Source organism: Nocardia sp. NPDC003269 (assembly GCF_042888005.1).
Classification (GTDB): domain Bacteria; phylum Actinomycetota; class Actinomycetes; order Mycobacteriales; family Mycobacteriaceae; genus Nocardia.
The window spans coordinates 1063400-1082919 of record NZ_JBIAPA010000003.1 but is presented as its reverse complement, the minus strand read 5'-3'; the positions used below and the strand labels follow the sequence as shown (position 1 = coordinate 1082919).

Genomic DNA, 19520 nt, shown 5'->3' with positions numbered 1-19520 from the left:
CGACCCGCCTCACGAGAGACCGGTCAGCACCAGCCGGTGAGGTACATCAGGCCGAGGCTGGCGATGCCGAGGATCAGGCCGAGCGCGCCGCCGAGCACCAGCGGCCGCACCCCCGCGCTGCGCAGTCGCTCGACACTCAACGAGGTGCCGATAGCGGCCAGGACCGCGGCGATGAGCCAGCCGCTGGTGGTGGCCAGCGGGGCGGTGACCGCGCCGGGCAGAATGCCCAGCCCGGCGATGATCGAGGCGGCCAGGAACAACACGACGAACAGCGGGAACGCCTGACGCAGCGAGCCCGCGGGGGCACCGGTCTCCGCGGCGAGACGACGGCGGCCGACATGCAGACCGATACACAGCGGGACGATCGCCAGGCTGCGCACCAGCTTCACGATCACCGCGAAATGTGCGGCACCGGCGCCGAAGATGACACCCGCGGCCAGCACCGAGGAGGTGTCGTTGATCGCGGTGCCCACCCACAGCCCGAACGCCTCCTGCGAGAGCCCGAGCGCACGGCCGAGCGGCGGATACACCAGAACCGCCGCGACATTGAAGACGAAGATGGTGCCGAGCGCGTAGGCGACGCGCTGCTTGTCCGGCCGCAGGACCGCGGTGGCGGCGGCGATCGCGGACGCGCCGCAGATCGTGGTGCCCACCGCCACCAGCGTCGCCGACTCCCGGTCGACCGCCAGCATCCGGCCGACGAAGAACGCCGCCACCGCGCCGACGAGCAGCGTGCCGAGCAGCACGACGGCGGTCTCCTTGCCCACGCTCATCACCGAGCCCAACGGCAGGCCGAGCCCGAGCAGCACGATCGCCGCGCCGAGCAGCCGCTGCCGGGCGACGTCGAGGCCGGGGCCGAACGTCGCACCCGTCGCGTCCCGGCGACGCAGCACCATTCCGGCGACGGCGCCCGCGGCCAGCGCCAGCACGGGCGCGCCGATCATCGGCAGGGCCTTGCCGAACGGCATGGCCACGGTGGCCAGGAGTGCGGCGAGGGCCAGGCCGGGAGCGAAGGTGCGTACTCGGTTCACTCCTTCACCTTCGCCGCGCCGCAGACTTCCAGGTAGAGGCCGGTTTCCTGGGTGCACATAAGCCTGACTTATGGGCGGGTGTGGTTTCCTGGAAGAGTGCGGACACGAACCCGGCTCGCGCTGACCGCCGCAATCGCAGTGATGCTGTGGGGCGAGTGGGCGAACTGGCGCGCCTCCCGCGGGCGCGTCGGCTCGGCGGGCCCCGGGGCCGAGGCGGTCGTGGTGCTCGGCTATCGGGACGCGGGGCCGCGGGCCAACGCGATGAACCGGTGGCGGGTGCGCGCGGGCCTGCGCTCGATCGACCCGACGGCCACCGAATCCCGGCTGGTCCTGTGTGGCGGTGCGTGCGCGGGACCGGTCTCCGAGGCGGCGCTGATGGCCGACTACGCCACGGGGGAACGGGGCTATCGCGGTGACCTGGTGCTCGAGGAGTCGAGCCGATCCACCTGGGAGAACATCGCTTTCGCGATTCCGTTCCTGAAGGACGCCGACCGGATCAAGATCGTCTCCCTGCCCACGCACGCCGCGACCGGGCGCGACTATCTCTGGGAGCAGAGCCCGGAACTGGCCGTACGGCTGGTGCGGAGCGGGGAGTACCGCTTCGGTGAATGGATGCCGCTGAAACCGGTGGTCGCGCTCTACGGGGTGATTCGGAATCTGCGCGGCCGATACCGGGCCGAACACGACGACGAGAGTGCCTGATGCGGCGCGCCCGCGCGCGTCGCCCATAATCGGCGCATGACCCTGCCACCCGGAACCCCCGACCTGGAGGTCCTCGACCTCCTCGTGTCGGTGGCCGAGCTGGGCAGTCTGGGCGCGGCCGCCCGCCGCCACGGCATCAGCCAGCCCGCCGCCAGCATGCGGATCCGCGCCCTGGAACGGCGGATGCGGGTCAAGCTGCTCGACCGCGGCCCCACCGGCTCCGCGCTGACCGACGCGGGCCACGCCGTGGTCGAGCACGCGCGGATCGTGCTCGCCGCGGTGCGCGATCTCGTCGACGACGTCGACCGTCTGCGCGCCGCGGCCGCGCCACGGTTGCGCATCGCGGCCTCGAAAACGATTGCCGACCACCGTATTCCGCACTGGCTGGCCGCGCTGCGCACCGACCATCCCGAGGTGCTGATCTCGCTGGAGGTGGAGAACTCGACCCAGGTCGCCGCGCTCGTGCGCGACGGCGTCGCCGATCTGGGCTTCGTGGAGGGCCCGCATCCGCCCGCCGGGCTCGGCAGCCGCGTGCTCGGCACCGACGACCTGGTCGTCGTGGTCGCGCCCGACCACCCCTGGGCGCGCCGGACCACCCCGGTCGCGCTCGCCGAACTCGCCGGCACCGCCCTGCTGTGGCGTGAACCCGGGTCTGGCACCCGCGACACCGTCTGGGACCTGCTCAGCACCGCCGCGACGCCCGCGGGCCCGGCCGCCGAACTCGGCTCGGCCGCCGCCATCGTGGCGGCGGCCCGCACCGGCATGGCCCCCGCCGTCCTGAGCCGGCTGATCGCCGCGCCCGATCTGGCGACCGGCGCGCTGGTGGCGGTGCCGTGCGCCGACGCCGCCCGGCTGACCCGCAAATTCCGAGCCATCTGGCGCCGCACCACGCCGCCCTCGGGGCCCGGCGAACTGCTCGTCGACCGTGCCGCGCAACTCGAGATCGCCCGCTCGCCGGTGGTGGGACTTCCGAACGAGGGTGCATCGCCGCAGGTAGAGGGCGTGGAGCCGCAGCGCTAACTGGCGTAACTGTCCGGTAATTGCCCGAAACGTCCGCCGTAACGCGGCGTTCGGAGCATGTGCCGCATGACAGCCACTCCCTTTTCCTCGGCCCGGCCCCGGCCGCCCGATCCGGGCGCGGGCCGCCGCAGCGCACCGGCCCGTCGCATCCGTGACGTCCTGCGCGCCCGCATCCGCAGCGGCGTCTACGGCACCCGGCCGCTGCCCGCCGAGGCCCAGCTCGCCGCCGACTTCGCCACCAGCCGCAATATCGTCCGCGACGCGCTCACCCTGCTCCGCGACGAAGGCCTGATCGACCGGGTGCCGGGCGCGGGCACGTTCGTCGTCGCCGAGAAGGCGGTGCAGGGCCTGGACCGCCTGCGCGGCCTGGCCGAGACCTTCGAGACCCGCAGCGACCGGGTGGTGAACCGGGTCCTGCTCGCCGAGGTCGTGCCCGCCACGCCGCTGGTCGCCGAACGGCTCGAACTGGAGGCGGGCGACCCGGTCGTCGCGCTGGAACGGGTGCGCTACCTCGACGGCGCCCCGCTGTCGCTGGACGCCAGCTACCTGACCGCCGACATCGGCATCCCACTGCTCGATAAGGACCTCACCGGCTGTGACGTGTTCGGCCTGCTCGAAGCCGAGCTCGGGCTGCCGCTGGGCTCGGCCGCGGTCGCGATCGAGGCGGTCGCCGCCGATCCGACGGTCGCCGGGCTGCTGGAAGTCCGGGCGGGCTCCCCGCTGCTGTTCCTGGAGCGACTCACCTCCACCGATTCCGGCAGGCCCGTCGATCTCGAATACATCCGCTATCGCGGTGACCGGTTCTCCCTGTCCGGGCGGCTGGACCGCGTCCCGGTGACCCCGCGACGCACCGTCACCCGCGATTCCCACGAAAGGGGTTGATCCTCATGCAGATCCCATCGCTCACCGACCGGCGCGAGCTCGTCTGCGACGTTCTGATCGTCGGCGGCGGCACCGCGGGAACGATGGCCGCGCTCACCGCGGCCCGGCACGGCGCGAACGTGCTGCTGCTGGAGAAGGCGCACGTGCGGCACTCCGGCGCGCTCGCCATGGGCATGGACGGCGTGAACAACGCCGTGGTGCCCGGCAAGGCCAGCCCGGAGGACTACGTCGCCGACATCACCGTCGCCAACGACGGCATCGTCAACCAGCGCACCGTCTACGAGACGGCCACGCGCGGTTTCGAGATGGTGCAGCGCCTCGAGGGATACGGCGTCAAGTTCGAGAAGGACGAACACGGCGAATACGCGGTGCGCAAGGTGCACCGATCCGGCTCGTACGTGCTGCCGATGCCCGAGGGCCGGGATGTGAAGAAGGTGCTCTACCGCACCCTGCGGGCCCGCGACGTGCGCGCCAAGGTGACGATCTCCAACCGGGTGATGCCGGTACGGGTGCTCACCGTCGACGGCCGCGCGGTCGGCGCGGTCGGATTCGACACGCGCACCGGGGAATTCGTCACCATCTCGGCGGGCGCGGTGATCCTCGCCGCGGGCGCGTGTGGCCGCCTCGGGCTGCCCGCCTCGGGCTACCTCTACGGCACCTACGAGAACCCCACCAACGCAGGCGACGGCTACGCGATGGCCTACCACGCGGGCGCCGAACTGTCGGGCATCGAATGCTTCCAGATCAATCCGCTGATCAAGGACTACAACGGACCCGCCTGCGCCTACGTCGCGAACCCGTTCGGCGGCTACCAGGTCAACTCCGAGGGCAATCGTTTCGTCGACTGCGACTACTGGTCCGGGCAGATGATGGCCGAGGTCAAACGCGAACTCGACAGCGCGCGCGGGCCCATCTACCTCAAGCTGAGCCATCTGCCCGACGCCACGATCCGCGAGATCGAAGGCATCCTGCACACCACCGAGCGGCCCACCCGCGGCACCTTCCACGAGGGCCGCGGCACCGACTACCGCACCGGCGACATCGAGATGCACATCTCCGAGATCGGTTTGTGCAGTGGGCATTCGGCGTCGGGAGTCTGGGTCGACGAGCACGCCGCGACGACCGTCCCCGGCCTGTACGCCGCCGGTGACATGGCGCTGGTGCCGCACAACTACATGATCGGCGCCTTCGTCTACGGCGACATCGCCGGCGAGCACGCGAGCGCCTTCGCCCGCGGCGCGACGCATCCGGAACTGCCCGCCGACCAGATCGAGGCCGCCCACGACCTCATCTACCGCCCGCTGGGCAATCCCGACGGCCCGCCGCAGCCGCAGGTGGAATACAAGCTGCGCCGCTTCGTCAACGACTACCTGCAACCGCCGAAAGCGCAGTCCTACCTCGCGCTCGGCGTCGCCGCCTTCGAGCGGATGCACGCCGAGATCGCCGCCATGGGCGGGCAGACACCGCACGAACTGATGCGCTGTGCCGAGGTGAGCTTCATCCGCGACTGCGCCGAGATGGCGGCCCGCGCCTCCCTGCGCCGGACCGAAAGCCGGTGGGGGCTCTACCATCAGCGCGCCGACTGGCCCGCCCGCGACGACGCGGAATGGTTCTGCCACCTCAATCTCTATCGCGGCGCGAGCGGGTCGATGGAGTTCCGCACCCGCCCGGTCGCCCCGTACATCGTGCCGGTCCCCGGTTTCGTCCGGCCCGACGGCGTCGCCGATGTCGCCGCGCCCGACCTCGTCGGCGCGTGGGGTGCCCGATGAGCGCGCGCCTGCTGACCCTGCTCGACCTGGCCGACGAGTGCCCGGAACTCGACGACCTCACCCCGTACCTCGCCGACCCCGATCCCGAGGTCCGGCGCACGGCCCTGTCGGTGCTCAGCGAGACCACCGAGGACTGGGCCGCGGCGGCGCCGATCATCGCCGGCGCCCTCGCCGATGCCGACGTCGACGTCCGGCACACCGCGATCGGGCTGCTCACCGAACTGCTCGAGGTGCTGGTCCCCGGACCGGAATTCGATGCGGCCCTGCGGGACTGCGTCGCCGCGCCGGAACCGGCGGTGCGCTCGGCCGCGATCGAGGCGCTGTGGCGGCACCGCAGGGCGAGCGCCGGGGACCTGCTCGGGTGGCTGGCCGACCCCAACGCGACCGTGCGGCGCACCGTCGTCGGCGGACTCACCTCGGTCGACGCCATCGACGAACTCGCGGCCGCGGCGGCCGACGAGGACCTGAACGTCCGGATCGGCGTCGCGAAAGGGCTTGCCGCCGTCGGTGATCCGCGCGGCGCCGTCACGCTGCTGGCCCTGGCCGGCGACCCGGAACCGCTGGTCCGGGCCGCCGCGCTGGCGAGCCTGGCCGGCACCGGGTGCGACGACCAGGCCGCCGCCGTCGCCACCGCGGCGATGACGGATCCGGCCTGGCAGGTCCGGCAGGGCGCGGCGGTCGCGCTGGCCGCGGCCGATCCCGAGCTGGCGGCGGCCCCACTGCTGTCGGCCGTCTCCGACCCCAATCTCGATGTCCGTAAGGCGGCGGTGCGCGCACTGGCCGAACGGATCGCCGAACGCCGTGACATCACCACGGCGTTGCAGCGGGCACTCGACGACCCGGACGCCGACGTCCGCGCCTTCGCCCGCATCGGTATCGCCAACTCTGGAAAGGAACTCTGATGGCCCTGGTCAATGCCCGTCTCGATGTCCCCGTCTCGGTCGACGAGGCCACCTGTATCGACGGCTGCACGCTGTGCGTCGACATGTGCCCGCTCGATTCCCTCGCCATTCATCCGGAATCGGGCAAGGCCTACATGCACGTCGACGAGTGCTGGTACTGCGGGCCGTGCGCCGCGCGCTGCCCGGTCGGCGCCGTCACCGTCAACATCCCGTTCCTGTTGCGCTAGAAGAAGAACGGATCGACCCATGAGCTCTGCCTGCTTACGCCTGACCGCGCTGCTGCTCGGTGCCGCCGCGGTCGCTACCCTGGCCACCGGCTGCGGCGCCGGTGACGACGGCAAGACCGTCACCGTGAACATCGGCTACCAGTCCAAGACCATCAACACCGTCACCGCGGGCACCCTGCTCCGCGACCGCGGCACCTTCGAGGCCGAACTCGCGGCACTGGGCAAGACCACCGGCCTGACCTACCGGGTGGAGTGGAAGGACTTCGCCGCGGGTCCGCCGCTGACCGCGCAGATGCTGGCCGGACAGGTCGACATCGGCTCGATGGGCGACGCGCCGATCCTGGTGAACGGCTCCAAGACCCGTGATCACGCGGATGTGAAGTCGGAGCTGATCGCGGTCACCGGCTACAACCTGCGCGGTTCGCTCAACCAGATCGTCGTCCCGCTCGATTCGCCCGCGGCCACCCTGGCCGATCTGCGCGGGCAGATCGTGTCGACCAGTGTCGGTTCGGCCGCGCACGGCATGCTGGCGACCGGGCTGTCGGCGGCGGGGATGACCCTCGACGACGTGAAGCTGCTCGGCCAGGACCCCGCCGTCGGCGCCTCGGCGCTACAGGGCGATCAGGTCGCCGCGCTGGCCCAGTTCGTGCCGTGGCCACAGAAACTCGTGCACGACGGCAAGGCCCGGCTGCTCTACGACGGCGGCAGCGCGGGCATCCCGACCTTCCACGCTGTCGTGGCCAACGAGCGGTTCGGGACCCGGCACCCCGATGTCGTCACCGCGTTCCTCACCGCCCAGCGCAAGACCACCGACTACCTCAACCAGCAGCCGCTCGAGGCCGCGCAGCGGGTCGCCGAGATCACCGGTCTGCCCGCCGAAGTCGTCTACCTCTACAACGGCCCGAACGGCCTGGTGAGTTTCGACCCGACGATCAAGCCACGGCAGGTCGACGCGCTCGGCACCCTGCTGCCGTTCCTGAAGAGCCTGGGCGCGCTGTCCGACCTGAACCTCGGCGACTTCGTCGACGACCGGTATGTGCGGGCGGTCTACGGCGCCGGTTACGAGACCGCACGGGACTCGGTGACCGCGCCGTCGCCGCTGACCGGCACCGACAGCGTGTGCGGGGGAGTGGTCGACGGACTCGCGACCGCCTCGGAAGCCTGGTTCGCCGATCCGGCGACGACGTCGGTCGCCCGGACCCCGACCTGCCTGCTGCGGCAGATCGCGACCACGGGCGGCACCGTACGCGCCGCCTACGTTCCCGACCACGGCACCGGGACCAGACTGTTCGCCGCGACCGCGACCTGGGTCAGCGATCCCGGCGCCGGACCCGACGATCGGTTGCTGCCGTTCGCGATTCGCGCCGACGCGCAGCAGTACGCCGCCGCGCATCCGGGCGCCACGGTCATCGATTACCAGGCAGCACTGAAGTCCCGCTAGTTCCGTCACGTGAGACCAGGAGGCTCACCATGACCGTTTCCGCAGAACCCCTCGCCGCTCCGGTCGCGGCACCCGACACCGCCGTGCCCCGCGCGGAGTCACCCACCCGCTTCACGATTCCGCGCCGGGCGCGCAGGACCGTCCTGACCGCCGTCCCGCTGCTGGCGCTGCTGCTCGCGTGGCATCTGCTCACCACCTATCAGGTGGTGCTGTGGCTGCGCTTCGACAAGATCCCCACGCCCGCCGCGGTCTTCGAGTCGTTCCGCACCCAGCTGGGCGCGGCGAGCTACTACCGCGACATCGTCTCCAGCACCCGGCGCATCCTGGTCGGCTTCGGCCTGGCGACGGTGTCCGGTGTCCTGATCGGGATGGCGGTCGGCCGCTCGGCCGTCGTCAGCGCCCTGATCCGGCCGGTGCTCGAGGTCTTCCGCCCGATCCCCGCGATCGCGCTGGTGCCGCTGGCGATCCTGCTGTTCCCGACCGGCGAGCAGGGCATCGTGTTCATCACCTTCTTCGCCGCCTTCTTCCCGGTGGCGGTGAGCACCATCCACGCCATGCACGCGCTGCCCCGGGTGTGGGAGGAGGCGGCGCACACCCTCGGCGCGCGCCGGCGCGACATCCTCTTCCAGATCGCGCTGCCCGGCGCGCTGCCCGGCATCTTCTCCGGCCTGTCCGTCGCGATGGGCGTGGCCTGGATCTGCGTGATCAGCGCCGAGATGATCTCGGGGCAGTTCGGGATCGGCTATTTCACCTGGCAGTCCTACGGCCTGCTGGACTATCCCGGCGTGATCGTCGGCATGCTCACCATCGGGCTGCTCGGCTGGTTCACCGCCTGGCTGGTGGAACTGGCGGGGCGCCGGGTGAACCGGTGGCTGCCGAGGGCGCAGCGATGAGCGCCGGCGCCGCGGTGCGGCTGGCCGGCCTGCGCATCGCCTACGGTGCGAGCCTCGCTGCCGAAGTGGATCTCGACATCGAGGCCGGACAGATCGTCGTCCTGCTCGGTCCCTCGGGCTGCGGCAAATCCACGGTGCTGCGCGCGATGGCCGGTCTGCTGCCACCGGTCGGCGGCACGGTCTCGGTCGACGGCGGGCCCGCGGCACAGCACTGCTCAATGGTGTTCCAGGAGGACGCGCTGCTGCCGTGGCGCACCGCCCGGCGCAATGTCGAATTCGCGCTGAAGCTGCGCGGCGTCGCCCGCCGGGACCGCCGCGGCGAGGCGCAGGAACTGCTGAACCTGGTGGGGCTCACCGACTTCGGTGATCACCTGCCCGGCGCGCTGTCGGGCGGCATGCGCCAGCGGGTGCAATTGGCGCGGACGCTGGCGGCCCGACCGCGGGTGCTGCTGATGGACGAACCGTTCGGCGCGCTGGACGCGCAGACCCGCGCCGACATGCAGCGCCTGCTCATCTCGGTGTGGCAGCAACGGCGGACCACGGTCCTGTTCGTCACCCACGACGTCGACGAGGCGCTGCTGCTGGCCGACCGCATCGTGCTGCTCACCCCGCGCCCTGCCCGCATCCAGCGGGTGATCGAGATCGACGCGCCCCGCGCGCCGGGCGCGCGATTCGAGCCCGAATTCGCCCGTCTGCGTTATGAGATCCTCGCCGCGCTCGGCGAGCCGAACGAGAAGGAACTACAGCCATGAGCTTCGTCGTCGGAGCCGCCTGCGTGGACGTGCTCGACCGCGCCTGCGTGGAGGAATGCCCGGTCGACTGCATCTACACCGGTGACCGGATGGCCTACATCCATCCCACCGAGTGCGTGGACTGCGGTGCGTGCGAGCCGGTCTGCCCGGTCGAGGCGATCTCGCTCGCCGAGGACGTCCCGGCGGGACAGGAGGGCTTCGTCGCGGCGAACGCCGCCTTCTTCGACCTGCCGCTGCCCGGACGCGACGCCGCGCTCGGATCGCCGGGCAGCGCCGCCGCGGTGGGTGATCTCGGCGTGGACACGCCCTTCGTCGCGGAGTACCGGAAGTGACGGCCGCGCGTCATCCACTGCGCGTGGCGATCATCGGGGCGGGACCGGCCGGTATCTACGCCGCCGACGCATTGATGAAGTCCGATGCCGATGTCAGCATCGACCTCTACGAGCGCATGCCCGCGCCCTTCGGCCTGATCCGCTACGGCGTCGCGCCCGACCACCCGCGCATCAAGGGCATCATCACCGCCCTGCACAAGGTCCTCGACAAGGACCAGGTGCGCCTGCTCGGCAACATCGACTACGGCACCGACATCACCCTCGACGACCTGCGTCAGTTCTACGACGCGGTCATCTTCTCCACCGGCGCCAACGCCGACCGCGCCCTGCCCATCCCGGGCATCGACCTCGACGGCTCCTACGGTGCCGCGGACTTCGTGTCCTGGTACGACGGGCACCCCGACGTGCCGCGTTCGTGGCCGCTGGAGGCGGAGAAGGTCGCCGTGCTCGGTGTCGGCAACGTCGCCCTCGACGTGGCCCGTGTGCTGGCCAAGACCGGTGACGAACTGCTGCCGACGGAGATCCCGCCGAACGTCTACAAGGGTCTGAAGGCCAACAAGGCCGTCGAGGTCCATGTCTTCGGCCGTCGTGGTCCCGCCCAGGCCAAGTTCACCCCGCTCGAGCTGCGCGAGCTCGACCACTCGCCGACGATCGAGGTCATCGTCGACCCGGAGGACATCGACTACGACGAGGGCTCCGAGGCCGCGCGCCGTAACTCCAAGCAGGTCGACATGGTCGCCAACACTCTCGAGCAGTGGGCGATCCGCGATCAGGGCAACCGCCCGCACAAGCTGTTCCTGCACTTCTTCGAGTCCCCGGCCGAGGTCATCGGTGAGGACGGCAAGGTCGTCGGCCTGAAGACCGAGCGCACCCAGCTCGACGGCACCGGCAACGTCAAGGGCACCGGCGAGTTCAAGCAGTGGGACGTGCAGGCCATCTACCGCGCCGTCGGCTACCGCTCCGGCGAGGTGGCCGACATCCCGTTCGACGAGGACACCGGCACCGTTCCCCACACGGCGGGCCGGGTGCTCGCCGACGGGGGACCGCTGCCCGGTGTGTACGTGACCGGCTGGATCAAGCGCGGCCCGGTCGGCCTCATCGGCCACACCAAGGGCGACGCCAACGAGACCGTCGCCTGCCTGCTCGACGACCGGCCCGGCCTGGCTCGACCCGCCCGTCCCGAGCCCGGCGCCGTTCTCGAATTCCTCACCGGCGCGGGCATTCCGTTCACCACGTGGACCGGCTGGTACCGCCTCGACGCGCACGAACGCGCGCTGGGCGTGCCCGAGGGCCGGGAGCGGGTCAAAGTCGTCGAACGCGCGGAGATGCTGCGCGCCAGCCTCGGCCGATGAAGGGCACACCCATGCGCTTGCTCAATTCTCCGACCGCGGGACCGGGCACCACCGCCCTCACCGCCCCGGACTCCCCGACGACGGTGTACTGCGTCGTCTCCGGGAAGGGCGGCGTCGGAAAGTCCAGTGTCACCGTGAATCTGGCGGTCGCCCTCGCCCGGCGCGGCCTGCGCGTCGGCCTCATGGACGCGGATGTGCACGGGCACTCCATCCCCGCCATGCTCGGCATCACCACCGGACCGACGCTGGTGGAGCGAAGGATGGTGCCACCCACCGTCTTCGGTCTCCGGGTGCTCTCGGTCGGGATGTTCGCCGAGGACAACGCGCCGATCGTGTGGCGGGGCCCGATGCTGCATCACGCGCTGCGGCAGTTGGTGCACGACGTCGACTGGGGCGAGCTCGACGTCCTGCTGATCGATATGCCGCCCGGCACCGGTGACATCGCCATCTCCCTCGCCCAGCTGCTGCCCGCCGCGCAACTCCTGGTCGTCACCACGCCCCAGCGCACCGCGGCCCGGATCGCCGAGCGGGCGGGGGCCGTCGCCGCCAAGACCGGGCAGCGGGTCGCGGGCATCATCGAGAACATGTCCTGGTACGACACCCCCGACGGCACCAGGCACACCCTGTTCGGCGCGGGCGGTGCCACCGCCGTCAGCCGGGCGCTGAGCGGACTCCTCGACACCTACTGTCCCGTGCTCGGCCGGATCCCGTTCGATCCCGGCGTGTGCGCGGCGGGTGACGACGGCGCCCCGTTCACCCACACGGCCCCGGAGTCCGCGGCTGCCCGCGCGGTCGCCGAGATCGCCGCGACCCTGGCCGCCGCCCGCTCGCTCCACTCCGGCTGACCGCGGGCCGAGACCCCGATGAACCGCTCGGTACAGCGAAATGGTGCGTAAGCGACACGGACGGCTCTAGTCTGTATCCGCTACACACTGTGGAGGTTGGATCAATGACGGTCGAGATCGTGACCGAGCCGGCGCCGGAGGACCTGTGGACCGGATCGGGCCGGGCCGCCGGTGCGCCGCCGACGTCGATGATCGAGCGGATGACGCTGATCCTCGACGCGTTCGACGCGACCACCCCCACGCTCACGCTGCTCGGCCTGGCCGAGCGCACCGGACTACCGCGCTCCACGGTGCACCGCATCCTCGACCAGATGATCCGGCTGCGCTGGCTCGCGCACACTCCCGGCGGCTACCGCCTCGGGCTGCGCGTGCTGGAACTGGGTGGGCTGGCCGCCGAGCACAACGAGCTGCGCGAGGTCGTCGGCCCGCTGCTCTACGACCTGAGCCAGCGCACCGGCCTGATCGGGCATCTCGCCGTGCTCGACGGGCGCGAGGTGCTGTTCCTGGACCGGGCAGGCGGTCGCAGCCAGGTCGCCATCCCCACCCGCGTCGGCGGGCGGTTGCCCGCGCACTGTACGGCGGTCGGCAAGGCGCTGCTGGCCACGCTCGAACCGGGCATCGCGGAGGCCTCGCTGCGCGGGGTCACCACGCCGCGCACCGCCCGGACCATCATCGATCGCGCCGAACTGCACCGGGAACTGGCCCGGATCCGCAATCGGCAGGGTGTGGCCGTCGACTCCGAGGAATCGCTGCCCGGCGTCGGCTGCGTCGCGGTGCCGATCCGCGGCCGCGGTGTCGCGCTGGCCGCGATCTCGTTGTCGGGCACGGTGCAGGGCGACCGCAGCGCCCTCGACACCGCGCGGCTCGCCCGCGCGCTGGCCGAGGTGGCCAAGGAAGCGGCGCGTGCCCTGGGTCCCCGGCACGGCCGCCCCCTCTGACCGAGTCTCAGCCCCGCGCCATCGCGCGGCCCGCCGCGCGGCCGGAGAAGATGCACCCGCCGAGGAACGTGCCCTCGAGCGCGTTGTAGCCGTGCACGCCGCCACCGCCGAAACCGGCGACCTCACCGGCGGCGAACAGCCCGGGGAACACCTCGCCGTCCGGACGCAGCACCCGGGAGTCCAGATCGGTCTGCAAGCCGCCCAGTGTCTTGCGGGTCAGGATGTTCAGCCGCACCGCGATGAGCGGACCGTGCGCCGGATCGAGAATCCGGTGCGGCTTGACCACGCGCCCCGCCTTGTCACCGAAGTACTTGCGCGCGTTGTTGATCGCGGACACCTGCGCGTCCTTGGTGTACGGATTGGTGACCTCGCGGTCCCTGGCGACGATCTGGCGCTCCAGCACGGCGGCGTCCAGCTTCGGTCCGCGGGCGATCGCGTTCATCCCGTCGACGAGCTCGGTCAGCGAGTTCGCGACCACGAAGTCCACGCCGTGCTGCTTGAACGCCTCCACCGGTCCCGGCGCGCCCTTGGCGACCCGGCTGCGCAGGGTGAGCTTGAGATCCTTGCCGGTGATGTCAGGATTCTGCTCCGAGCCCGAGAGCGCGAATTCCTTCTCGATGATCGTCTGATCGAGCACGAACCAGGAGTAGTCGTGGCCGGTCGACAGGATCCGGCGCATGGTCTCGTTGGTGTCGAAACCGGGGAAACACGGTGCGGGCATACGGATTCCGTCGGCGTCGAACCACATCGACGACGGGCCGGGAATGATCCGGATCGCGTGATCGGGCCAGACCGGGTCCCAGTTGTTGATGCCCTCGGTGTAGTGCCACATCCGGTCCCGGTTCACCAGCGCGGCGCCCGCCTGCTCGGAGATGCCGAGCATCCGGCCGTCGACATAGGCGGGCACCCCGGAGATCAGCGTCTCCGGGCAGGGGCCGAGCCGGTCGGTGGGCCAGTTGCGGCGGATCAGCTCGTGCGCGTGCCCGATACCGCCCGAACTCACCAGCACCGCCGGCGCGTGGAAGGTGAACTCGCCCACCGTGTCCCGGTTCGAGGCCACTCCGCGCTCGGTGTCGCTCGGGGCCAGCACGCTGCCCGTGATTCCGGTGACGGCGCCGTCGGCGACGATCAGCTCGTCGACCCGGTGCCGGAACGCGAAGCGCACCAGGCCGCGGGCCTCACCGGCGAGCACGGGCTCGAGGAAGACGCGCAGCACCTCGGGGCCGGTGCCCCAGGTGAGATGGAACCGGGGGACCGAGTTGCCGTGCCCGTCGGCCAGCCCGCCGCCCCGCTCGGCCCAGCCGACCAGCGGGGTGACCCGAAGGCCCAAGGCGTGCAGGTAATCCCGCTTCTCGTCGGTGGCGAACCGGACGTAGGCCTGCGCCCACTGCCGCGCCATCCGGTCCTCGTCCTCGCGGTCGAAACCGGCCGAGCCGAGCCAATCCTGCAGCGCCAGTTCATAGGAATCCTTGATACCGAGCCTGCGCTGCTCGGGGCTGTCGACGAAGAACAACCCGCCCAGCGACCAGAATGCCTGGCCACCGAGATTGGCGCGGTTCTCCTGCTCGACGACCAGGACCTTGCGGCCGGCCAGGACCAGCTCGTGCGTGGCGACCAGGCCGGCGAGGCCTGCGCCGACGACGATCGCGTCGGGGGTGAAGTCGTCGGTGGGCTCTGACACTGTGCTCGACATCCACGGAACGTAGCATTGGTGCGTCGGTGGCCGGGGGTAAGTATTGGAAAATGCCCTGACCAGCGGCGTTTCGTTCGAGAGAGGTCTGGGAATCCATGAAAGTCCGAACCCGTACCGGTGCCGCGCTGCTGGTGTTCACGGTGCTCGCCGGTCTCGGCGCCACCTCCTGCTCGCGGTCGGAGCGGTGGTGCGAGCGTGACCAGGGCGATGTCCTCGTCGAGAACTCCTACTGCGAGCGCGGCGTCCCCGGCTACGAATGGGAGCCCGACCACGACAAGCCCAAGAAGAAGAAAAAGCCGAAGAAGCACTGATTCGCCTGCGGCCTTGTGCCGCAGGATGATCCGAGACCCGACCGTGGCGCAAGAGATGCCGACTTCGGATCGAGTCGATGCAGGTCAGCGGGTATCCCACCCCTGAGCGCGCCGAATACCGTTGTGGTGGACGGTGATCGCTCATCTCTATTTCTCACAACGGCGTGAGTGGGTGGGTGCCATGACCAATCGGAAGGTAATTCGTAACGTCGCACGACGGACAGCCCGGGTGCTGTCGGTGTTGCTACTGGCCGCGGGGATCGGGACAGCGATGTCACCGGGACTGACGGCGTTCGCGCAGAGTTGCGCCACGCTCGATGTCGTAGTCGCCCGTGGCACACAGGAACCCGGCTATCTCGGCGCCGTGGTCGGCGATCCGCTCTACGCGGTGCTGAGTGCGCAGCTACCGGTCGACACCACCGCCCACCGGGTCGAATACCCCGCGGATCTGCTGGTGCCCTCCTCGGTCAGTGACGGCACCCGGGCGATGACGACGCATGTGCTCGCCCAGGCCGCGGCCTGCCCCGATCAGCGGTTCGTGCTCGTCGGTTACTCGCAGGGCGCGGCGGTCGCGCACGGTGTGCTCGGTTCGCCGGCGATGATGATCCTGCCCGGGATGTGGGTGCTGCCCCCGGAGGTGTCCTCGCGCGTGGTGGCGGTGCTGCTGTTCGGTGACCCGCTGCGGCTCGTCGGCGGCACGGTCGCGCCGTTGTACGCCGATCGCACCGCGAACTACTGCACCGCGGGCGATCCCGTGTGCGCGGGCGGGGTGTTCCCCACGGCGCACGGCGCCTACAGCTGGGCCTTCGCGAACGCCACCGGTCAGGTGAACGCGCGGCTGTGAGGCCCGCTGCCCGTCGTCGTCAGGCGACGGGCAGTACCCCGGCCAGGACAGCGCCGATCTGCGCCACCGCGCGGTCGACGCTGCCGGTCGGCTGGAACAGATGACTCAGCGTCAGCCGGACCATGATCTCGACGAACGAGGTCAGCTCGTCGTCGGAGAGTTCGTCGAGCCGGTAGGACTGGCGCACGGTCCCGGTGAGCGTGGCGACCGCGCGGCCCAGGACCGGCTCCGGGTCGCTCATCAGCGCGGGCAGCAGGGCGGTGTCACCGTCGGTTCGCGCCGCGAGCACGGCCTTGATCAGGGTGTTGTCCCCGGCGTTGCGCAGCGCGTAGTCCGCGGCGGCGGTCATGCCCGCGATGGGGTCGGTCGGATGCTCGGCCAGCGTCTCGGCGATGCCGGCCAGATAGACGCCCAGTTCGCGCTCGATCAGCGCGTCGGCCAGCGCCTGCTTGGTGCCGATCTCCTTGTACAGGACCGGCCTGCTGATGCCGACCTCCTTGGCCACGCGCGACATGTTGACCGCGCCCCACCCTTCGGTGACGACCATCGTGCGGGCGGCATCGAGCATGCGGTCACGCAACAGCAGACGCATCTCGGCGTGGAAGTTCGGCGATTCGGCCACTCGATCATCGTACATGTGCTATCGAATCTGCTCGTTCATTGACAAACACTCCAACAGTGTATTCACTGAGAACACATTGCGCTATGTTGTAAACGAAGACGGCAACAACCGAGCCTGTGTCTCGGCGATCAGGAGAATGACAATGACGACATCTCGTATCGACGACCACGAAGGGTCGACGGCGGTCCTGCACTGGCGTGACCCCAAGCGGTACCTCTGGCTGTTCGGCCTGATCGCGCCCAGCGCGACACTGCTGGCCGTCGCCTTCGTGTGGACGTTCAACCAGCTGGGCTGGACCGCGGTCGCGCCGGTCTGGTGGTGGCTCGGGCCGCTGCTGGTCTACGTGCTGCTGCCGATCCTGGATCGCTTCTTCGGCCCCGACGGCAAGAACCCGCCGGAGGAGATGATGGAGCGGCTGGAGAACGACAGGTACTACCGGTACTGCACCTACGCCTACATCCCGCTGCAGCTGGTCAGCCTGGTGTTCGCCTGCTACCTGTGGTCGGCGCAGAACCTGTCCTGGCTCGGCGTCGAGGGTGGTCTGGGCCTGGTGTCCAAGATCGGCCTCGCCTTCACCATCGGCGCGATGGGTGGCATCGGCATCAACACCGCGCACGAGCTCGGGCACAAGAAGGACGAGCTGGAGCGCTGGCTGTCGAAGATCACCCTCGCGCAGACCGGGTACGGCCACTTCTACATCGAGCACAATCGCGGTCACCACGTGCGGGTGTCCACCCCGGAGGACCCGGCCAGCGCCCGCTTCGGCGAGTCGTTCTGGACCTTCCTGCCGCGCAGTGTGTGGGGCAGCCTGGTCTCGGCCTGGGAGCTCGAGCGCACCCGCCTCGAACGACTCGGCAAGAGCCCGTTCAGCATCCACAACGACGTGCTCAACGCCTGGCTGATGACGGTGGTGCTGTGGGTGGCGCTGGTCGCGGTGTTCGGCCCGGTGATCCTGCCGTTCCTGCTGATCCAGGCCGTGTACGGCTTCTCGCTGCTGGAGACGGTGAACTACCTCGAGCACTACGGCCTGCTCCGGCAGAAGACCGCCTCGGGCCGCTACGAGCGCTGCACCCCCGAGCACAGCTGGAACTCCGACCACATCGTCACCAACATCTTCCTGTACCACCTGCAGCGGCACAGCGATCACCACGCCAACCCGACCCGGCGCTACCAGACGCTGCGGCACATGGACGGCGCGCCCGAACTGCCCAGCGGCTACGCCAGCCTGATCGGCCTGGCCTACCTGACGCCGCTGTGGCGCAAGGTGATGGACCCGCGCGTGCTCGCGCACTACGACGGTGACATCACCCGGGTGAACATCCAGCCCGCGAAGCGGGACAAGGTCCTGGCGAAGTACGGAGCGCGCTGATGGCTGCCTACACCTGTCCGGTCTGCGACTACCGCTACGACGAGAGCGCCGGCGCGCCCCGCGAGGGTTTCCCGGCGGGCACCGCCTGGTCGGCCATCCCCGACGACTGGTGCTGCCCGGACTGCGGGGTCCGCGAGAAGCTCGACTTCGCCCCGAGCGAGGAGGTGTCGCGATGAGCGACTACAAGCTGTTCCGTTGCGTGCAATGCGGTTTCGAATACGACGAGGCGCTGGGCTGGCCCGAGGACGGCATCGAGCCGGGCACCCGCTGGGACGACATCCCCGATGATTGGTCGTGCCCGGACTGCGGCGCCGCCAAGGCCGACTTCGAGATGCTCGAGGTGAGTCGCGGATGAGCGGCCGGATCGTCATCGTCGGCACCGGCGTCGCCGGTGCCACCGCGGCCCAGACGTTGCGGCGCGAGGGCTACGTGGGGGAGATCGTCCTGGTCGGCGACGAGCCCGACCTGCCCTATCGCAGGCCCGCGGTATCGAAGGAACTGCTGGCGGGCACCGGTTCGTTCGATCGCGCGGTGCTCAAGCCGGTGAAGTTCTGGGTCGACAACCGGATCGATCTGCGTCCCGCGTTCGGCGTGGAGTCCGTCGACACCGACCGGGCGACCGTGCGCCTGGGCACCGGCGAGGTGCTCGGCTACGACAGCCTGCTGCTGGCCACCGGCGCCCGCGCGCGGGCGATCGACACCGCGTCGACCCGGGTGCACACGCTGCGCACCCGCGCCGACATCGCCGCGCTCCAGGCGGCGATCACCGCGGGCGGCTCGCTGCTGATCATCGGTGGTGGGCTGATCGGCTGCGAGGTCGCCGCCACCGTCCGTGGCCTGGGCGCGCGGGTGACCCTGCTCAATGCCGGTCCCGCGCTGATGGATCGGGTGGTGCCGGCGGTGGTGTCGGACCTGATGCGACGGATCCACGAGGAACACGGAGTCGTGGTGGCGAACGACGCGCTGACCACCCAGCTGGTCGACGCCGGTGACGGCGTCACCGCCACCGCCGCCGACGGGCGCACCTGGTCGGCCGCCGCCGCGCTCGTCGCCGTCGGTTCGGTCCCGGAGACGGCACTGGCCGAGGCCGCCGGGATCGCCGTCAACGACGGCATCGTCATCGACCAGCACTACCGCACCTCGGCGGCGGGGGTGTTCGCCGCGGGCGACGCCACCACCGGATTCCATCCGCTGCGTGGCGAATTCGAACGCGGCCAGCACTGGAACTCCGCGATGACCGCCGGTGCGGCCGCCGCGCTGTCGATCCTCGGCCATCCGGCCACGCCCGCGGAGGTCCCGTGGGGCTGGACCGATCAGCACGGTGTCTCGATGCAGTTCGCCGGGTGGCTGCATCCGCACGACGAGCTGATCGTCGACGGTGACCTCGACGGCAAGGACTTCCTCGCCGTGGCCCTGCGCGATCGACGGCCGGTGGGCGCCGTCGCCCTGCGCAGGCCCCGCGAGCTGCGGGCGATCCGTCCGCTGATCGCGGCGGGGGAGCCGTGGCAGTCGGCGGAGCCGGTCGCCGCGCACTGATCGGACACCGGTCGCCACACGCACCGGGCCGCTCCCGAGGTGATCTCGGAAGCGGCCCG

General features: G+C 70.6%; 20 protein-coding genes and 1 pseudogene. 18 read left to right on the top strand and 3 right to left on the bottom strand.

Annotated elements, in window-relative coordinates; genetic code table 11:
* Nucleotides 1-23: 23 nt before the first annotated feature.
* Complete coding sequence (locus tag ACFYWJ_RS24995; protein WP_355282093.1) at nt 24-1031, bottom strand: putative sulfate exporter family transporter; 1008 nt, start codon at nt 1029-1031, stop codon at nt 24-26.
* 96 nt (nt 1032-1127) lie between these two features.
* Between ACFYWJ_RS24995 and ACFYWJ_RS24990 the strand changes: the two genes are divergently transcribed.
* The 12 genes and pseudogenes from ACFYWJ_RS24990 to ACFYWJ_RS24935 all read left to right on the top strand — a co-directional run bounded on the left by ACFYWJ_RS24990 (nt 1128) and on the right by ACFYWJ_RS24935 (nt 13086).
* A complete protein-coding gene (locus ACFYWJ_RS24990; protein ID WP_355282095.1) occupies nt 1128-1733 on the top strand; it encodes a YdcF family protein in 606 nt (201 codons plus the stop codon).
* Between the two features lie 36 nt (nt 1734-1769).
* Entirely contained in the window at nt 1770-2753 is a 984-nt protein-coding gene (locus ACFYWJ_RS24985) for a LysR substrate-binding domain-containing protein (protein ID WP_355282098.1), read from the top strand.
* Between the two features lie 66 nt (nt 2754-2819).
* Complete coding sequence (locus ACFYWJ_RS24980; RefSeq protein WP_355282100.1) at nt 2820-3635, top strand: GntR family transcriptional regulator; 816 nt, start codon at nt 2820-2822, stop codon at nt 3633-3635.
* Between the two features lie 5 nt (nt 3636-3640).
* Nucleotides 3641-6306, top strand: a pseudogene (locus ACFYWJ_RS24975) (fumarate reductase/succinate dehydrogenase flavoprotein subunit).
* Nucleotides 6306-6533: a ferredoxin family protein gene (locus ACFYWJ_RS24970; RefSeq protein ID WP_355282102.1), complete on the top strand. Its 228-nt coding sequence runs from the start codon at nt 6306-6308 to the stop codon at nt 6531-6533. The pseudogene ACFYWJ_RS24975 and the gene ACFYWJ_RS24970 overlap by 1 nt, the downstream one beginning before the upstream one ends.
* Nucleotides 6534-6552: 19 nt before the next feature.
* Nucleotides 6553-7974: an ABC transporter substrate-binding protein gene (locus tag ACFYWJ_RS24965; protein ID WP_355282104.1), complete on the top strand. Its 1422-nt coding sequence runs from the start codon at nt 6553-6555 to the stop codon at nt 7972-7974.
* Between the two features lie 29 nt (nt 7975-8003).
* Nucleotides 8004-8867 (top strand): ABC transporter permease, encoded by an 864-nt coding sequence (locus ACFYWJ_RS24960; protein WP_355282106.1) that lies wholly within the window; start codon nt 8004-8006, stop codon nt 8865-8867.
* The gene (locus ACFYWJ_RS24955; protein WP_355282109.1) at nt 8864-9619 is read left to right on the top strand and encodes an ABC transporter ATP-binding protein; all 756 of its coding nucleotides are present in this window, start codon (nt 8864-8866) and stop codon (nt 9617-9619) included. The genes ACFYWJ_RS24960 and ACFYWJ_RS24955 overlap by 4 nt, the downstream gene beginning before the upstream one ends.
* On the top strand, nt 9616-9951 hold the full coding sequence (gene fdxA, locus ACFYWJ_RS24950) for a ferredoxin (protein ID WP_355282112.1): 336 nt from the start codon (nt 9616-9618) through the stop codon (nt 9949-9951). Before ACFYWJ_RS24955 ends, fdxA begins: the two co-directional genes overlap by 4 nt.
* Complete coding sequence (locus tag ACFYWJ_RS24945) at nt 9948-11303, top strand: FAD-dependent oxidoreductase (RefSeq protein ID WP_387161750.1); 1356 nt, start codon at nt 9948-9950, stop codon at nt 11301-11303. The genes fdxA and ACFYWJ_RS24945 overlap by 4 nt, the downstream gene beginning before the upstream one ends.
* Entirely contained in the window at nt 11300-12148 is an 849-nt protein-coding gene (locus ACFYWJ_RS24940; protein ID WP_355284811.1) for an Mrp/NBP35 family ATP-binding protein, read from the top strand. Before ACFYWJ_RS24945 ends, ACFYWJ_RS24940 begins: the two co-directional genes overlap by 4 nt.
* Before the next feature lie 104 nt (nt 12149-12252).
* Nucleotides 12253-13086: an IclR family transcriptional regulator gene (locus ACFYWJ_RS24935; RefSeq protein ID WP_355284814.1), complete on the top strand. Its 834-nt coding sequence runs from the start codon at nt 12253-12255 to the stop codon at nt 13084-13086.
* Between the two features lie 7 nt (nt 13087-13093).
* Here the strand turns inward: ACFYWJ_RS24935 and ACFYWJ_RS24930 are convergent, their stop codons facing one another.
* Nucleotides 13094-14779 (bottom strand): FAD-binding dehydrogenase, encoded by a 1686-nt coding sequence (locus tag ACFYWJ_RS24930; RefSeq protein ID WP_355284816.1) that lies wholly within the window; start codon nt 14777-14779, stop codon nt 13094-13096.
* Between the two features lie 95 nt (nt 14780-14874).
* On the opposite strand from ACFYWJ_RS24930, the gene ACFYWJ_RS24925 reads away from it, so the two are divergent.
* On the top strand, nt 14875-15090 hold the full coding sequence (locus ACFYWJ_RS24925; protein ID WP_218716198.1) for a hypothetical protein: 216 nt from the start codon (nt 14875-14877) through the stop codon (nt 15088-15090).
* 271 nt (nt 15091-15361) lie between these two features.
* Nucleotides 15362-15934: a cutinase family protein gene (locus ACFYWJ_RS24920; protein WP_355284819.1), complete on the top strand. Its 573-nt coding sequence runs from the start codon at nt 15362-15364 to the stop codon at nt 15932-15934.
* A 19-nt stretch (nt 15935-15953) separates the two neighbouring features.
* Here the strand turns inward: ACFYWJ_RS24920 and ACFYWJ_RS24915 are convergent, their stop codons facing one another.
* Complete coding sequence (locus ACFYWJ_RS24915) at nt 15954-16556, bottom strand: TetR family transcriptional regulator (protein ID WP_355284821.1); 603 nt, start codon at nt 16554-16556, stop codon at nt 15954-15956.
* Between the two features lie 142 nt (nt 16557-16698).
* Here ACFYWJ_RS24915 and ACFYWJ_RS24910 point away from each other — a divergent pair, with 142 nt between their 5' ends.
* The 4 genes from ACFYWJ_RS24910 to ACFYWJ_RS24895 are packed head-to-tail and all read left to right on the top strand — an operon-like array spanning nt 16699 to nt 19461.
* A complete protein-coding gene (locus tag ACFYWJ_RS24910; protein WP_355284824.1) occupies nt 16699-17925 on the top strand; it encodes an alkane 1-monooxygenase in 1227 nt (408 codons plus the stop codon).
* Nucleotides 17925-18101, top strand: a complete 177-nt coding sequence (locus ACFYWJ_RS24905) for a rubredoxin (protein ID WP_355284827.1) — start codon at nt 17925-17927, stop codon at nt 18099-18101. The genes ACFYWJ_RS24910 and ACFYWJ_RS24905 overlap by 1 nt, the downstream gene beginning before the upstream one ends.
* Complete coding sequence (locus ACFYWJ_RS24900; RefSeq protein WP_019046747.1) at nt 18098-18280, top strand: rubredoxin; 183 nt, start codon at nt 18098-18100, stop codon at nt 18278-18280. Before ACFYWJ_RS24905 ends, ACFYWJ_RS24900 begins: the two co-directional genes overlap by 4 nt.
* Nucleotides 18277-19461, top strand: a complete 1185-nt coding sequence (locus ACFYWJ_RS24895) for an FAD-dependent oxidoreductase (RefSeq protein WP_355284830.1) — start codon at nt 18277-18279, stop codon at nt 19459-19461. The genes ACFYWJ_RS24900 and ACFYWJ_RS24895 overlap by 4 nt, the downstream gene beginning before the upstream one ends.
* Nucleotides 19462-19520: the final 59 nt, after the last annotated feature.

Coding starts and splice junctions, on each gene's coding strand:
- ACFYWJ_RS24985 (WP_355282098.1), top strand. CDS start 1,770: ATGACCCTGCCACCCGGAACCCCCGACCTGGAGGTCCTCGACCTCCTC.
- ACFYWJ_RS24980 (WP_355282100.1), top strand. CDS start 2,820: ATGACAGCCACTCCCTTTTCCTCGGCCCGGCCCCGGCCGCCCGATCCG.
- ACFYWJ_RS24970 (WP_355282102.1), top strand. CDS start 6,306: ATGGCCCTGGTCAATGCCCGTCTCGATGTCCCCGTCTCGGTCGACGAG.
- ACFYWJ_RS24965 (WP_355282104.1), top strand. CDS start 6,553: ATGAGCTCTGCCTGCTTACGCCTGACCGCGCTGCTGCTCGGTGCCGCC.
- ACFYWJ_RS24960 (WP_355282106.1), top strand. CDS start 8,004: ATGACCGTTTCCGCAGAACCCCTCGCCGCTCCGGTCGCGGCACCCGAC.
- ACFYWJ_RS24955 (WP_355282109.1), top strand. CDS start 8,864: ATGAGCGCCGGCGCCGCGGTGCGGCTGGCCGGCCTGCGCATCGCCTAC.
- fdxA (WP_355282112.1), top strand. CDS start 9,616: ATGAGCTTCGTCGTCGGAGCCGCCTGCGTGGACGTGCTCGACCGCGCC.
- ACFYWJ_RS24940 (WP_355284811.1), top strand. CDS start 11,300: ATGAAGGGCACACCCATGCGCTTGCTCAATTCTCCGACCGCGGGACCG.
- ACFYWJ_RS24935 (WP_355284814.1), top strand. CDS start 12,253: ATGACGGTCGAGATCGTGACCGAGCCGGCGCCGGAGGACCTGTGGACC.
- ACFYWJ_RS24930 (WP_355284816.1), bottom strand. CDS start 14,779: ATGTCGAGCACAGTGTCAGAGCCCACCGACGACTTCACCCCCGACGCG.
- ACFYWJ_RS24925 (WP_218716198.1), top strand. CDS start 14,875: ATGAAAGTCCGAACCCGTACCGGTGCCGCGCTGCTGGTGTTCACGGTG.
- ACFYWJ_RS24920 (WP_355284819.1), top strand. CDS start 15,362: ATGTCACCGGGACTGACGGCGTTCGCGCAGAGTTGCGCCACGCTCGAT.
- ACFYWJ_RS24910 (WP_355284824.1), top strand. CDS start 16,699: ATGACGACATCTCGTATCGACGACCACGAAGGGTCGACGGCGGTCCTG.
- ACFYWJ_RS24905 (WP_355284827.1), top strand. CDS start 17,925: ATGGCTGCCTACACCTGTCCGGTCTGCGACTACCGCTACGACGAGAGC.
- ACFYWJ_RS24900 (WP_019046747.1), top strand. CDS start 18,098: ATGAGCGACTACAAGCTGTTCCGTTGCGTGCAATGCGGTTTCGAATAC.
- ACFYWJ_RS24895 (WP_355284830.1), top strand. CDS start 18,277: ATGAGCGGCCGGATCGTCATCGTCGGCACCGGCGTCGCCGGTGCCACC.